This is a genomic window from Mycobacterium sp. URHB0021, assembly GCF_054057895.1.
The window spans coordinates 627,034-641,929 of sequence record NZ_JBSRZT010000002.1; the positions used below are offsets into that span (position 1 = coordinate 627,034).

A 14,896-nucleotide genomic window follows, 5' to 3' on the forward strand; every position below is an offset into this window, starting at 1 on the left:
CTGACGGAAATCAGTGAGCGTTCGAAAATGAGCGGCAAGGAGCCTTTAGATGCAAGACCGATATGACGTCGTGGTCGTTGGGGCCGGCAACGCAGCGTTGTGCGCGGCACTTGCCGCCAAAGAATCCGGCGCAAGCGTGATCGTCCTCGAGCGCGCACCGAAGGCCGAGCGCGGCGGCAACACCGCGTTCACCGCTGGTGCGATGCGGTTCGCCTACAACGGTGTCGAGGACATCCTCGCGCTGTGCCCAGAGCTGAGTGAAAGCGATATCGAGACAACCGATTTCGGCGCCTACACCACCGATGACTTCTACAACGACATGTGCCGCGTCACGGAGTTTCGCACCGACCCCGACCTGGCCGACATTCTCGTCAAGCGATCCTTCGAGACGCTGAAGTGGATGCAGTCCAAGGGCGTTCGGTTCGCCCCGATCTACGGCCGCCAGGCCTTCAAGCTCGACGGCAAGTTCAAGTTCTGGGGCGGGTTGACCCTGGAGACCTGGGGTGGAGGGCCCGGCCTGGTGGATTCCCTTGTGGCGGCGGCCGAATCCGCGGATATCGAGATCGTCTACGAGGCCCGCGCACTCGAGTTGCAGCGGGACGGTGGAACACGCGTCACCGGTGTCGTCGTCCAGGCCGGTGAGCAGCAGCAGACGATCAGCGCCGCAGCGGTCATCCTCGCAAGCGGCGGATTCGAAGCCAACCCGGAGTGGCGGACCCGCTACCTCGGTCCCGGCTGGGACCTGGCGAAGGTTCGTGGCTCTCGGTTCAACATGGGTGACGGCATCCGGATGGCGCTCGATATCGGCGCGATGCCGTGGGGGCACTGGTCGGGAGCGCACGCCGTGGGATGGGACCTCAACGCACCGCACTACGGCGACCTCGCGGTGGGCGACGGCTTCCAGAAGCACAGCTACCCGTTCGGCATCATGGTCAACGCCGACGGCAAGCGATTCGTCGACGAGGGCGCCGACTTCCGCAATTACACCTACGCCAAGTACGGCAGGCAGATCCTCGATCAACCCCAGCAATTTGCTTGGCAGATCTTCGATCAGAAGGTCGAGTTCCTGCTGCGCGACGAATACCGGATCCGGCAGGTCACCAAGGTGACTGCCGACTCGATCTCGGCACTCGCCAGGAAACTCGACGGGGTCGACCCGGACCAGTTCGTCAAGACCATCGAGGAGTTCAACGCGGCGGTCAAGACCGAGGTTGCCTTCAACCCCAACGAGAAGGACGGCCGCCGCACCGTCGGCCTCCCGATCGACAAGACGAACTGGGCGAACCCACTGGACACGCCGCCGTACGAGGCCTACGCCGTGACCTGCGGCCTGACGTTCACCTTCGGTGGACTGCGCATCAACGAACAGGCCGAGGTACTCGACACCGAAGACAACCCGATTCCGGGTCTCTACGCGTGCGGTGAACTCGTCGGCGGGATCTTCTTCTTCAACTATCCCGGCGGCACGGGCCTGACCAACGGTTCGGTGTTCGGGCGCATCGCGGGCGTCACAGCCGGGGCACAGGTGCAGGCCACGGTATGAATCCCATGAATCCCACTGCCACAGAAACTCGTAGCGACTTCAAGGAGCAGAAATGAACGATTACGACCTCATCGTCAAGTCCTCCACGATCGTCACACCCGCGGGCCCTGTGTCGGGACAGGTGGCCGTCCGTGGCGAGAAGATCGCGGGCATCCTCGCCCCCGACGAGCAGGCCTCCGCCACCAAGACAATCGACGCCGGCGACAACCCGGTCATTCCGGGACTGATCGACACGCACTGCCACTTTCGCGACCCCGGGTACACGCACAAGGAGGACTACTACCACGGCACCATCGCCGCCGCGGCCGGCGGCGTGACCACGGTCTTCGACATGCCCAACGTCGACCCGCCGACCACAACGGCGGACCGACTGAAGGCGCACCTGGAGAACGCGCAATCCAAGGCGGTCGTCGACTTCGGGCACAACGCATCCGGAGTGGTACCGGAGAACATCAAGGAACTGGCCGAGGCGGGTGCCACCGCATTCAAGGTGTGGATGATGAAGGACATCGGGCGCGACTACCCGCACCCGCCGGGCACGTCGCTGACCAACCACGCGATGCTCTACCGGGTCTTCGAAGAAGTCGCCGAGACGGGTCTGCCGCTCTACATTCACCCCCACGACCACGACCTGTACGAATTGTTCGTCCAGCGCTCCCAGGAGCAGTGGGGCATGGATTTCCGCTCCTACGCCCGCGCCCTACGTGGCGGCAACGGCGTGGTGCTCAACACCGCCATCGCCAGCATCCTCGAGTTCCAGCGTTCGGTGGGAACGAAACTCCATGTGCTGCACCTCTCCACGCGCAATGGGATCAAGATGGTCGCCGAAGCCAAGGCCGAGGGGCGCGACGTCACCGCGGAGGCGAACCCGTTCGCGCTGTTCGTCACCAATGACTGGGCGAACATCGAGAAGAAGGGCCCCTACGCGCTGGGCTTCTGGGTCCCCGAAGAGGACAACCCGTCGATGTGGGACGCCGTGATCAACGGCACGATCGACGTCATCGGCAGTGACCACGGGCCACACACCAAGGAGGAGAAGGAGGTCGGCTGGACCGACATGTACACCGCACCCGGCGGCAGCCCGATGATCGAGCAGTACCTGCGACTGCTGCTGACCGAGGTGTACAAGGACCGGCTCACGCTGGAGCGCGTCGTCGAGATGTGCTGCCACGCGCCCGCCCGGCTGACCGGCTACTACGGCCGCAAGGGTGCGATCCTGCCCGGCGCCGACGCCGACCTGGTGGTGCTGGACATGGAGCACGAGGAGGTGCTGCGCGCGGCGCACAGCCATTACATGTGCGGTTGGATGCCGAGCGAGGACTTCAACACCAAGGGACGCCCGCAGATGACGATCCTGCGCGGCCGCGTCATCATGCAGGACGGGAACGTGACCGCAGATGCCGGATCCGGAAAGCTACTGCGGCCCAACGGCTGACCGCCGACCGAGCTCGCCCGTCCAGTTGTGGAAAGGTAGTACCGATGTCGCAATCGACCGCAGAAGTGGTGGCGGACTCGCTGGCGCGCGCCGGGGTGCGCAGTATCTTCGCCTATCCCGGCGACCCCATCATCGAGTTGATGGAACGCTCGCGCCGGCGCGGCATCGATGTGGTGCTCGCCCGACGGGAGGGCTCCGCGGCGTTCATGGCGGAGGCATCCGCGATGGCAACCGGACTCCCGGGGGTGTGCCTGTCCACCCTCGGGCCCGGGTCGACCGCGTTGGTCAACGGCGTCGCAGCGGCCAACACGGACCGGGTGCCGATGATCGCGCTGTCGGGGCAGATCGAGACCTCACGCGAGCAGTACTTCACCCATCAGGTGATCGACCACAAGCTGTTGTATTCCTCGATCACCAAGTGGGCCGGCCGGATCGAGTCGAGTGCGGTCGGGACCACCATGCGCAAGGCGTTCAGCCTGGCGCAGGCGGAGCGGCCGGGTGCGGTGCACCTGACCATCGCCGGAGATGTCAGTAAGGCACCCGCGACCGACACCACCTTCGTTCCGCCGCCGGCAATGGCGGCGCTGTCCACGATCGGGGTGGTGCGCGCACCCGGTGCACCGGACCCGTCTCAACTGCTGGCCAAGGCAAAGCGCCCGATCGTGTTGACCGGCATCGGTGCCACCCGGGCCGGGGCCACCGATGCGCTCGTCCGGTTCGCGGACGAGATAGCCGTTCCCGTGGTGGTTTCGCCGATGGCGAAGGGCGTATTCCCGGAGGAACACCCGATGTTCGCCGGCGTGCTCGACATGGCCTGTAATCAGCTGGTCTGGCAGCTGCTCGAGGAGTCGGACCTGATCATCGCCGCGGGTTTCGATGCGGTCGAGTTGATCAAACCGTGGCGTATCGCCGCCCCGGTGTTGCACATCGACGCGCTGCATAACACCGATCAGATCTATGCCAGTGACGTCGAATGTGTCGGCGATGTCGGAGCGGTGCTCGACGCCCTCCGCGAGTCGTGGACCGGACAGCCGAGATGGACCACGAACGACGTTGCTGCACACCGCACCCGGCTGGAAAACGCCTACTACCGGGGACGCGTGGAAGGCCACCTCAACCCGACGGACGTCGTCGATGTCGTCCGGGCGGCGATGCCAAGGGACGCCATTGCGGCCACCGACGTCGGCTCGCACAAGCTGCTGGTCGGCCAGGGCTGGCGAACCCACGCCCCGCGGGGGCTGCTGATGACCAACGGGCTGTCGTCGATGGGGTTCGGGGTTCCGGCCGCCATCGCCGCGAAGCTCGCCTTCCCCTCGCAGCCGGTGGTCGCGCTGGTCGGCGATGGCGGATTCGCCATGGCCGCCACCGAGATCCGGCTGGCCGCCGCACGCGGGCTGCCGATCGTGTTCGTCGTGTTCGTGGACGGCAGCCTGAACCGGATCGAGCTCAAACAGATGGCACAGGAGTATCCGAGCACGGCGACCAGGATCGAGGACATCGATCTCGTCGGCCTCGCGACGGCGATGGACTGCGACGGTGTCCGCGCAGAGTCCACCGCGGAGTTGGAGAAGGCGCTGATCGAGGTGGAGAGCCTGCGCCGGCCGCTGGTCGTCGAGGCTCGTATCGACCCGTCGCAGTACGAATCCCAGTTCTAGGAGCATGGACGTGAAAGCGCACGATTTCGCCGAATTCGCGGTGACCCAACGCAAAGCGGAGCTGGATGACTCCATCTACAGCGCGGCCACCCGCGCGGTGGTGGACTGGTTCGCCGCGACGGTCGCCGGTGCGCGCATGGACCCGGCGCGCATCCTCGGTGAGACGCTCGGCTTCGCCCGGGGCACCGGCCGGTCGGAGCTTGTCGCCGTCGGGGGCCGAGTGGATCCGCGTACCGCCGCACTGATCAACGGCACCGCATCGCACACCGCCGAACTCGACGACATCTACCGCGACGGCATCTACCACCCGGGTTCGCCGACCGTGGCGGCGGCGCTTGCCGCGGGCCAGCACCTCGACGTCTCCGGGGAGCAGTTCCTACGGGCGGTGGCCGTCGGCTACGAGATCGGGGACCGCATCGCCGCGGCGATTCAGCCCGCGCACTACAAGTTCTGGCACACCACGGGCACCGTGGGCACGATCGGCGCCGCCGCTGCGGTGGCCGAACTCACCGAACTGGACACCGAGGGATTCGCGCACGCGCTGGCGACGGCTACCACCATGGCGGCCGGCCTGCAACAGGCGTTCCGGTCCGACGCGATGAGCAAGCCACTCCATGCCGGGCACGCCGCAGACGCGGGGCTGGTCGCGGCCCTGGCGGCCGGGCACGGCTTCACCGGGGCAGCCGACATCCTGGAGGGTGCGGCCGGGTTCGGCGCAGCCATGGCGGCCGACCCGGACTGGACGGCATCGGTCGGGGGCCTGGGTGATCCGTGGGGCATCACCCAGGCGACGGTGAAGAATCACTCGTGTTGCGGCCACACCTTCGCCGCCGTCGATGCCGCGCTCGAGCTGCGGGCTACCGAAGTCGACCCGAACCTGATCGACTCGATCGTGATCCGGACGTACAGTGTGGCCACCCGGGTGGCCGGAAACAGCGATCCGCGAACCGAATTCGAAGCGAAGTTCAGTCTCGGGTACTGCGTCGCGGCCGCGTTGTGGTTGGGCACAGTGCGGCTCGCCGCCTTCACCACCGACAGCCTTGCCCACCCGGGGATACGGGATCTGTTGGCCAGGACGACTATCGTTGCCGACCCCGAGTTCGACGAGGAGTTCCCGGCGCGGCGCCAGGCGGTGGTCACGCTGCGCCTGGCGGACGGATCCGAGCTGACACGTCGGCGCCGTACCCGCAAGGGTGACCCGGATGATCCCCTGACCGACGGCGAAATGCGCACGAAATTCGACGATCTGGTGGTCCCGGAGATCGGCGCGGAAGCCGCCGCCGAACTCAGCGGGCAGCTATGGAACTTACGGGGTCGCGCCTCGCTGTCAGCCCTCGGATCGAAGTGAACGGAGAACGATGACGAAACAGGCACGGTTGTTCATCGGCGGACAATGGACCGACGGCCACACCACCCACGAGGCAGCAGACAAATTCGACGGCAAACCAGTGGCGGTGGTTCACTATGCATCGCCAGAGCAGGTGGACACCGCACTGACCGCGCTGGCGCGGGCGGCGACGGCGGCGACGACAACGTCGTTTCCGCATTACGACCGGTATCTGGTGTTGTCCAGGGCGTCGGCCTTGCTTGCCGAGCGTCGGCCGGAGTTCGTCGATTCGATCATCGATGACACCGGCTTCACCGTCGCCGACGCCGAGCGCGAGGTCGGGCGCGCGGTACAGACCCTGTTGCTCTGCGGCGAGGAAGCCAAGCGGATACACGGCGAGGTCGTGCCCCTCCACGGCGCACCCGGTGCGGGGGAACGGCTGGCTTTCACGGTGCGGCACCCCGTGGGCGTGGTCTGTGCGATCACGCCGTTCAACTCTCCGCTGAACACCGTCGCGCACAAAGTGGGCCCGGCGCTCGCCGCAGGCAACGCGGTCATCCTCAAGCCGGCCGCGCAGACACCGCTCACGGCGGTGTTGTTGGTCGAGTTGCTGCTCGAATGCGGCCTGCCGGAGTCGCTCATCGCGTTGGTGCACGGCGGCGGCGCGACGGTCGGCGAGACTCTGCTGGCAAGCCCGGTGCCTGCCTTCTACGCATTCACAGGCAGTACCGGTGTCGGCGAGCACATCCGGCGGGCGATCGGTATTCGCAAGGCCCAGCTCGAACTCGGCAGTCTCTCGAGCACGTTGGTGTGTAACGACGCCCCACTGGAACGCGCGGTCGATGCGTGCATCAACGCGGCCTTCCGCAAGGCGGGTCAGGTGTGCACCTCGGTCCAGCGCCTGTACGTCCAGTCCGGAATCGCCGACGAGTTCGCCGATCAACTGGCGCACCGACTGGGCACCCGCCGCGCGGGCGACCCCCGCCGGGACGAGACCTTCGTCGGCCCCGTGATCAGCGCGACGGAGGCCGACCGCGTGGAGAAATGGGTGCAGTCGGCGGTGGAACACGGGGCTACCGTGGTCAGGGGCGGAGACCGTAACGGTCAAGTCATCTCACCGACGATCCTGAAGGACGTCGACGGCAGCATGGACGTGATGACCAAGGAGATTTTCGGCCCGGTGGTCAGCCTGGTGCGGTTCGACAACCTCGACGACGCCGTCGTCGACATCAACGACACCCCGTACGGTCTTGCGGCGGGCATCTTCACACGTGATCTCAACAATGCGCTGTATGCGGCCGGCCGGCTACGGATGGGATCAGTGCATATCAACGAGACATCAAGCAGCAGAGTCGATCTGATGCCCTATGGTGGCGTGAAGGACAGCGGCACCGGCTTGGAGGGGCCGCGATACGCCATCGAAGAGATGACCGAACAACGATTGATCACCATCGGGCCGGCCTGATCGGCCGCGCCGGACGTTTCGCGGCTACGGCAAGGCGCCGGTTCAGTGAGTGGTTTCGGCCGCCGCGTACATCTGCAGGCGCACGTTGCGCGCCGCGGTCATGTGCTCCTCGGCGATCCGGCCGGCGCGATCGCGATCACCCGCCTTGATCGCCTTGATCAGCTGCTGGTGTTCTTTCAGGGCGACCTTCCAGCGGTCGTCGTAGGTCAGGGTGGTCTCCCGGTAGCGGATCAGGTGCGCGTGCAGCCGGACGAGCAGGTCGATGAGTGTGGCATTATGGCTGGTCGCCCAGATCGCCTCATGGAATCTGCGGTTCGTGGCGGCCAGGCTTTCGGGGTCCTCAACCGCCGCGGCGACCATGGCTGCATGGACCTGCTCCAGCTTGAGCACGTCGAGCTCGGTTCGACGCTCGGCCGCAGCGCGGGCGGCCGCGGCCTCGAGGACGATGCGCACCTCGTAGATCTCCAGGATCTCTTCGGGGCTACGGCCGCGCACCTGCATCCCGCGCGGTCCCCGCTCGACGAGGCCATCCTGTTCGAGACGCCGTAGCGCTTCCCGGATCGGGGTACGGCTGACGCTGAACTGTGCGGCAAGCGTGGTTTCCGTCAGCGGCGTATCGGCGGAGAAAGTGCCGTCGACAATCGCTTCGCGCAGTTGATGGTAGACGTCCACCCCGATTTGTCCCCTCCACCCCAGCTACCACTCGTGGCATCTGTATGCACTGTATGCATTGTATTCTGAGGTATACCATACGATCTCGAAACTATCCACAATGTGCTCGTGCGAGTCCGGCGACGGCGCAGCCGAATGGTGACGATGACACGCGGGTCGACCGGCGGCCGGCGGCCCCGCCATGCCGGCACGGTGCGATGAAAACCCAAGCCCGCCAGGCGAGTAGACGACAATTCGGGACGGTGGGCCCCATTGACGTACACCGATGTATGCAGCAGTATATCTACTCATACCGTCTGCTTCATCGAGGAGGCTTACATGATCAGCCGCACGCCGATAAGGCCCCCGATGAGCGCATCGCAATCCGTTGCCGTACTGCGTTGTTCAGATGTCTGCCGGGGCGTCGCATGATCACCGTCGAAGCACCGCCGAGAGTCGAGCCCGCGATACCGGCACCTGTCATGCGCAAGATCCGGGTGAGCCGTAACTCCCTGATCCTGCTGCTACTCATCGTCGTCATCGGCTATTTCACCATCGGCCCGATCGTCTATCTCGTCAACGGGACGTTCAATGGCGACACCGGGTTCACGCTGGAGTTCCTGCGCTCGGCTTACCTGTCTCCCGGCATCGGCGACGTCATCTGGACGACCGTCGAATATGCAGTTGGCTCCGCCATTTTCGCGGTTATCCTCGGCTCGACACTGGCGTTCGTCGTGGCACGAACAGACGCTCCCGCCAAGAGCCTGATGATCGCTTCATCGCTGGTTCCGCTGATCATCCCGGGAGTGCTGCACACCATCGCATGGCTGCTGCTGGCCAGTCCGCAAATCGGCGCGATCAACAGCATCCCGGGTATTCACGTCAACATCTTCAGCATCTGGGGAATGATGTTCGTCCAGGGGCTGCACACCGCGCCGCTGGTATTCCTGCTGACCCTGACCGCCTTCCGGGGGATGGACCCGAGCCTGGAGGAAGCTTCACTCGCGGCGGGTTCGAGCGTGCCACGGATGCTGTTGACGGTGACGCTCCCGCTCGCGCGTCCAGCGCTGCTGGGCTCGCTGATCATCGCAATCGTCACGGGCCTGGAATCCTTCGAGGTGCCGGTGTTGCTGGGCAGCTACGAGGGCAATCGCGTCATCACCAGCGAGATCTGGGATGCATTGAACGGCTATCCGACCAGATATGGCGAGGCAGGAGCGTACGCACTGGGGCTGCTCCTGCTCACCGTGCTCGGCGTCTACTACTACTCCCGCGTGCTGGGCAATGGGAAGCGGTATGCGACGGTGACCGGCAAGGGCTTCCGCCCGCGAACGATCAGGCTCGGTGCCTACCGGTGGGTGGCAGCCGGATTCGTCGCGTTGTACTTCCTCGTCGCGATCATCCTGCCGATCCTCATCCTGGTCTACGCCTCGACGCAACAGATCTATTCCAGTCCGAGCATGTCGACGTTGAGCCACCTGACCATGCAGAACTACGTCGCCATCGTGAACAATCCCGACACGATCGCCTCGCTTCAGAACTCGCTGGTCCTGGCGGTCGGCTCCGCGTCCACGGTGATCCTGGTGATGGGCTTCGCCGCGTGGTTCATGGCGCGAAGCCAGATCAAGGGACGGTGGGTTCTGGACTGGGTTGCCTCGGCGCCGATTGCCATTCCGAGCGTGGTGGTCGGTGTCGCGTTGCTGTTCGTCTACCTCCGCGCACCGATTCCGGTTTACGGCACTCTGTGGATTCTGTTCGTTGCCTATGTAACTCGGTACATGCCGTACGGGATGCGATACGCATCGAGCGCTATGTCACAGATCAGCGTCGAACTCGACGAGGCCTCGGAGGTCAGCGGGGCGTCGCTGGTGCGCACGCTGCGCAAGGGTGGTCTTTCCCCTGATGGCGCCGGGCCTGATGGCGGGCTGGATCTACATCTTCATCGTCTCGATTCGGGAACTCGCGAGTTCGCTCCTGCTGTACTCGCCGGGCAACCAGGTGCTGTCGATCCTCATCTGGGAGCAGTACCAGAACGGGTCGATAGGTGGCCTCTCGGCGGTCGGCACCATGCTCATCGCGGCGCTGGTCGGCTTCGTCACGATCATGCTCATGCTGTCCCGGCGGTCCGGATCGGTCGATCTGGGCGGGCGACTCTGACCCGAGGCGCACCGCATACCGCACCCAAGCGCGAAAGGTGACCCAAATCGTGGCCCGAGAACGAGTGCCGGAGTACGGCTCGGATGTGATGGCGGACGCGATCAACGCCATGGGATACCGCTACGTCAGCCTCAACCCCGGAGCATCCTTCCGCGGGCTGCACGACTCGTTGGTGAACCACAGCGGCAACCGGCCGGAACTGATCCAGTGCCTGCACGAGAACGTGGCGGTCGGCATCGCACACGGGTACGCGAAAGCCAGCGGCGAACCGATGGCGGTCGTGTTGCACAACGTCGTCGGCCTGCTGCACGGCGTGATGGCGATCTACTACGCCTACATCGACCGGGTGCCGATGATGATCCTCGGCGGCGCCGGGCCGATGGCACTCGAGAAGCGGCGCGCGAATATCGACTGGATCCACAGTGCCAACGTGCAGGGCAACGCCGTGCGTGAGTTCACGAAGTGGGACGACCAGCCCGCGTCGATCGACTCGATCGCGCCGACGATTGCGCGCGGGCACCGGGTTTCGATGCTCCAACCGCAAGGTCCTGTCTACATCGCGCTGGACGGCGGACTACAGGAAGAGAAACTAACCGAGCCGGTGGCCTACCCCAACTTCGACCGGTTCGCGGTGCCGTCGAGCTTCGGCGCCGACGACGCGGCGCTCGCCGAGTTGGCCCGGATGCTGATGGACGCCGAACGGCCGGTGGTGATTCCGGGCTACGCGGGCCGCAGCCCCGAGGCCTTCGGCCTGCTGGTCGAACTCGCCGAGTTGGCCGGCGCGGGTGTGATCGATGCGCATCACCGGCTGAACTTCCCGAATCAGCATCCCCTCAACGTCGAGGGCACACCGGCATTGACCGACGCAGACCTGGTGCTGTTCCTCGACGTGAAGGACATGGAGCGGCCGACCAAGACGACGGACTACACGACACGCCGGATCACCTCCCACCTCGCGCCGGGCGCCAAGGTCGTGGACCTCGGCTACAACGACATGGCCATCTCATCGTGGACACACGACTTCGCCTCGCTGGAGGAGGTTGACCTGCAGGTGACGGCCGACACCGCGGTTGCCCTGCCCCGGCTGCTGGAATTGTGCCGGGAGCGGGCGGGGGCGGACTCACCGCAGCGGGCGGCGGCGCGGGTAGAGCAGAAGTCGCGGCTGACGAAGATGCACGACGAGGCCCGGGCGCTCTGGCGCAAGCAGGCGGAGAAGGTCTGGAACGACTCGCCCGTGTCGACGGCGCGACTGGCCGCCGAGGTATGGGAGGCGGTCCGGGAACACGATTGGGTGTTGGCTCCCGGAACTGCCAGCGACTGGGCCTACCGCATATGGGATTTCGACCTGCCCCACCGCCACGTGGGCAAGACGCTGGGCACCGGGACCCAGATCTCGATTGCCATCGGCACCGCGCTGGCGCACCGTGACGCGGGCCGGCTCGTCGTCGATCTGCAGCCGGACGGAGATCTCCTGTTCGATCCCCAGGCGCTGTGGACCGCGGCCTACCACGAAATCCCCTTGCTCGCCGTGATGTTCAACAACCGCGCATACTACAACGACTGGCTGCATCAGGAGCGGATGGCGACAGTGCGCGGGACCCCGATCGAAAACGCCTATTTGGGGATGGAACTGGACAATCCGGCCCCTGACTTCGCGGGCATCGCACGGTCGTTCGGCTGGTACGCCGAAGGGCCGATAACCGATCCCGACGCGATCGGCGCCGCGGTACGTCGCGCCATCGACGTCGTGCGCACGCAGTCCAAACCGGCCTTGGTGGACGTCGTCTGCCAACACCAATGAGCAAACCGACACACCCGGAAGGCAAAAATCTGTGAGCACTGTGGGAGTCATCGGCATCGGCCGGATGGGGACGCCGATCATGGGCCACCTCGTCCGGCACGGTCACGAGGTACGCGCCTTCGACGTCAGCGAGGATCGCCGGAAAGCCGTCGAGGACGCGGGTGCGCTCTGGTGTGGGAACGCGGGCGACCTCGCGCGGGAATCCGAGTTCATCCTGATCTGCGTGGGTTACGACCGCGATGTCACCGAACTGACCACCCGAGCTGACGGGCTGCTCGACTCGGCGAAGCGGGGCTCGGTGATCGCCGTCGTCAGCACGGTCCTGCCGGAGACGGTCGAGGCGCTGGCCGAGCTCGGGCAGGAGAAGGAGATCAGCGTCGTCGACGCCACGGTGTGCCGGGGCAGCTGGTTCGCCGACGAGGGCACGCTGCTGACGTTCATCGGCGGCAGCCCGGAGGTCTTCGCGCGGCTCAGAGACGTTGTCGGCGCGTATTCCTCGGACGTCGTCCACTCGGGGGGCCCCGGAACATCACAGGTGTGCAAGGCTGCCAACAATCTGGTGCTGTGGGCATGTCTGGTCGCCGACCACGAGGCTTTTGCGCTGGCCGACCGATACGGCGTCGACACCGAGGTGCTGCGGCAAGCACTACTGATCTCCAGCGCCACGAACGGCGCGCTGACCCTGTGGGGCAAGCAGACCATGGCCTGGGCCGAGGACGACATGGTGATCGTCGGCGCGATGGCGAATCAGAAGGGCATCGGGTTGCCGCAGGCAGGCCTCAACCGCGAGATCTGCCGCTCGTTGCTGCCCCGCCGCTACGACGTCTCCCAGTACGGTGTCTGACCACACCGATCGCTCGAACGGACAGCGCCCGATCCGTTCGAATGTCTTTCTGACGGAGCAGGATCGGGCGGTGTTCGCCGCAGGCGGATACGGCGTTCGCGCCCCGCTGGGAGAGCGGCCGGCCTTGCTGGTCGTCGATGTCACCTACGGCTTCTGCGGAGATCGCCGGGAGCCGATCCTGGCATCCGTCCAGCGGTGGCGAAGCTCATGTGGAGCCGTCGCGTGGGACGCGCTGCCCCATATCGAGCGGCTGCTGATTACTGCGCGCCGGGTTGGTATCCCGGTGTTCTACACCCGCGGGGCGCCGCGCAGCGCGGATGGGTCGGACCGGGGTCGCTGGGCGGACAAGAACGCCCGCCAGAACACCGATACACCGCAAGCGGATCAGATCCTCACCGAGATCACGCCGCAGGAAGGCGATCTCGTGATCGAGAAGCGCAAGCCCAGCGCGTTCTTCGGCACGGCGCTCGTCAGCCACCTGATCTCGCGCCAGATCGACACTCTGATCGTCTGCGGCACGACCACCAGCGGATGTGTGCGCGCGACCGTGATCGATGCGTTCTCCTATGACTACCGGGTGGCGGTCGCCGAGGAGGCGACTTTCGACCGGGGGGAGGCGTCCCACGCAATGGCGCTTTTCGACATGGACATGAAGTACGCCAACGTGGGCCCCGTCGACGAGATCGTCGGTTATCTGAACGGGTTGACGCTAAGGCGGCGCGGGGCCGACGCTGTCGCGTCGAAATGATCTGTGGCAACTGGTCATAATCACCCGCGAATCGTTGACGTGTGCAAATGTATACATCAGAATGGTGCGGTATCCGCCGAAGGGAGCTCATGATGTCAGGTCCGTGGGGAGGCGGTCGGGTACGCGTCATCGCTGCCCTTGTCGCCCTCGTTGCAGTTGCGCTCGCAGCCTGTGGAAGCCCACCGACGAAGACCGGTGACGGCGGAACCAGCACGGTCAGCGACAGCAAGCTCCAGCAGGTGTACGACGGTCTTGCGGGGGTGGACGACCTGCAGGCCCGGCGTCAGAAGCTGACGGAACTCGCCAAGCAGGAAGGTGGCGTAGTCACGTGGTACACATCGTTCAATGCCGATGACGTCACCGCGATCGTCGATGATTTCAAGAAGAAGACCGGCATCACGATCAACGTCTACCGCGCCGGCTCGGCAACCGTGCGTCAGCGCACGGAGCAGGAGGCGTCCGGCGGCGGAATTCGCGCCGACGTGCTCTCCGCGACCGGCAGCGATCCCGGAATCCTGGCGCAGGAAGGCCATTACGCCGTACTGAAGTCGCCGGTACTACAGCAATTGATTCCGGAGGCGGTGTTCCCGACCTGGTTCGGGGATCAGGTGTACCCCTTCGTCGTGGCCTGGAACAGCAGCGCGTTGCCCGCCGGCAAAATGCCGAAGGATTACCCCGACCTGCTGACCAATTACACCGACGGGATGGCGATCGAACAGACCGACGCGGACTGGGTGTACGGGATGGTCGCCCTGCTGCAGAAGCAGAATCACATGACCGAAGAAGACGCACTCAAGCTCGTCGGCGATGCGGTGAAGCGATCGACACCGTTCGACGGCCACACCGCGATGACCGAATTGATCGCGGCGGGGCAGTTCCGGATCGCCCCGGACAACTACCACTACCGTGTGCTTCAGACGATCAAAGACGGCGGAAAGATGGACTGGAGCCCGAAGGTCGGGCCGATCATCTCGGAGTTCGGCGGTACCGGCATCGCCAGCGGGGCAGCGCATCCGGCCGCGGCGCTCTTGCTCGCCGAATATCTGATGATCGACAACCAGCAGGGCCAGTGGGCGACGTCGCAGCGCACGTCGACGCTCAAGGACGCCAAGATCGGCGTGGCCGCCGACCCGGGTGCGGAGATCTACTACATCGACTACGGCGGCATGATCCCGAACATCACCCGATACCAGAAGCTTTTCGCCGACATGCTCGCGGCGACGGGCAAGAAGGCCCGGTCGTAGGTCTCGGACTCACCGCAAATCCCGCA

Annotated in this window: 11 protein-coding genes; 10 read left to right on the forward strand and 1 reads right to left on the reverse strand. The window is 65.4% G+C overall.

The window, feature by feature from the left end; all coding sequences use genetic code 11:
• The first annotated feature begins 49 nt into the window (after positions 1-49).
• Genes tcuA through ACVWWN_RS05195 form a run of 5 tightly spaced genes read left to right on the forward strand, consistent with a single transcriptional unit; the run spans position 50 to position 7,425 of the window.
• Positions 50-1,543, forward strand: coding sequence for an FAD-dependent tricarballylate dehydrogenase TcuA (gene tcuA / locus ACVWWN_RS05175; RefSeq protein ID WP_457142939.1), 1,494 nt, complete (start codon positions 50-52; stop codon positions 1,541-1,543).
• A 52-nt stretch (positions 1,544-1,595) separates the two neighbouring features.
• Positions 1,596-2,978: a dihydroorotase gene (locus ACVWWN_RS05180; RefSeq protein WP_457142940.1), complete on the forward strand. Its 1,383-nt coding sequence runs from the start codon at positions 1,596-1,598 to the stop codon at positions 2,976-2,978.
• A gap of 44 nt (positions 2,979-3,022) precedes the next feature.
• Complete coding sequence (locus tag ACVWWN_RS05185) at positions 3,023-4,633, forward strand: thiamine pyrophosphate-binding protein (RefSeq protein ID WP_457142941.1); 1,611 nt, start codon at positions 3,023-3,025, stop codon at positions 4,631-4,633.
• A gap of 10 nt (positions 4,634-4,643) precedes the next feature.
• The gene (locus ACVWWN_RS05190) at positions 4,644-5,981 is read left to right on the forward strand and encodes an MmgE/PrpD family protein (RefSeq protein WP_457142942.1); all 1,338 of its coding nucleotides are present in this window, start codon (positions 4,644-4,646) and stop codon (positions 5,979-5,981) included.
• A gap of 10 nt (positions 5,982-5,991) precedes the next feature.
• On the forward strand, positions 5,992-7,425 hold the full coding sequence (locus tag ACVWWN_RS05195) for an aldehyde dehydrogenase family protein (protein ID WP_457142943.1): 1,434 nt from the start codon (positions 5,992-5,994) through the stop codon (positions 7,423-7,425).
• A 42-nt stretch (positions 7,426-7,467) separates the two neighbouring features.
• Here the strand turns inward: ACVWWN_RS05195 and ACVWWN_RS05200 are convergent, their stop codons facing one another.
• Positions 7,468-8,097, reverse strand: coding sequence for a GntR family transcriptional regulator (locus tag ACVWWN_RS05200; protein WP_457142944.1), 630 nt, complete (start codon positions 8,095-8,097; stop codon positions 7,468-7,470).
• A gap of 407 nt (positions 8,098-8,504) precedes the next feature.
• Here ACVWWN_RS05200 and ACVWWN_RS05205 point away from each other — a divergent pair, with 407 nt between their 5' ends.
• From ACVWWN_RS05205 to ACVWWN_RS05225, 5 genes are all read left to right on the forward strand, one after another.
• Positions 8,505-10,274, forward strand: coding sequence for an ABC transporter permease (locus ACVWWN_RS05205; RefSeq protein ID WP_457142945.1), 1,770 nt, complete (start codon positions 8,505-8,507; stop codon positions 10,272-10,274).
• Between the two features lie 8 nt (positions 10,275-10,282).
• Positions 10,283-12,034, forward strand: coding sequence for a thiamine pyrophosphate-binding protein (locus tag ACVWWN_RS05210; protein WP_457142946.1), 1,752 nt, complete (start codon positions 10,283-10,285; stop codon positions 12,032-12,034).
• Positions 12,035-12,065: 31 nt separating this feature from the next.
• Positions 12,066-12,878: an NAD(P)-dependent oxidoreductase gene (locus tag ACVWWN_RS05215; RefSeq protein WP_457142947.1), complete on the forward strand. Its 813-nt coding sequence runs from the start codon at positions 12,066-12,068 to the stop codon at positions 12,876-12,878.
• Positions 12,871-13,626 carry an isochorismatase family protein gene (locus ACVWWN_RS05220; protein ID WP_457142948.1) on the forward strand — a complete coding sequence of 252 codons (756 nt, stop codon included), beginning with the start codon at positions 12,871-12,873 and terminating at the stop codon, positions 13,624-13,626. The genes ACVWWN_RS05215 and ACVWWN_RS05220 overlap by 8 nt, the downstream gene beginning before the upstream one ends.
• Before the next feature lie 92 nt (positions 13,627-13,718).
• On the forward strand, positions 13,719-14,870 hold the full coding sequence (locus ACVWWN_RS05225) for an ABC transporter substrate-binding protein (protein WP_457142949.1): 1,152 nt from the start codon (positions 13,719-13,721) through the stop codon (positions 14,868-14,870).
• Positions 14,871-14,896 lie beyond the last annotated feature (26 nt).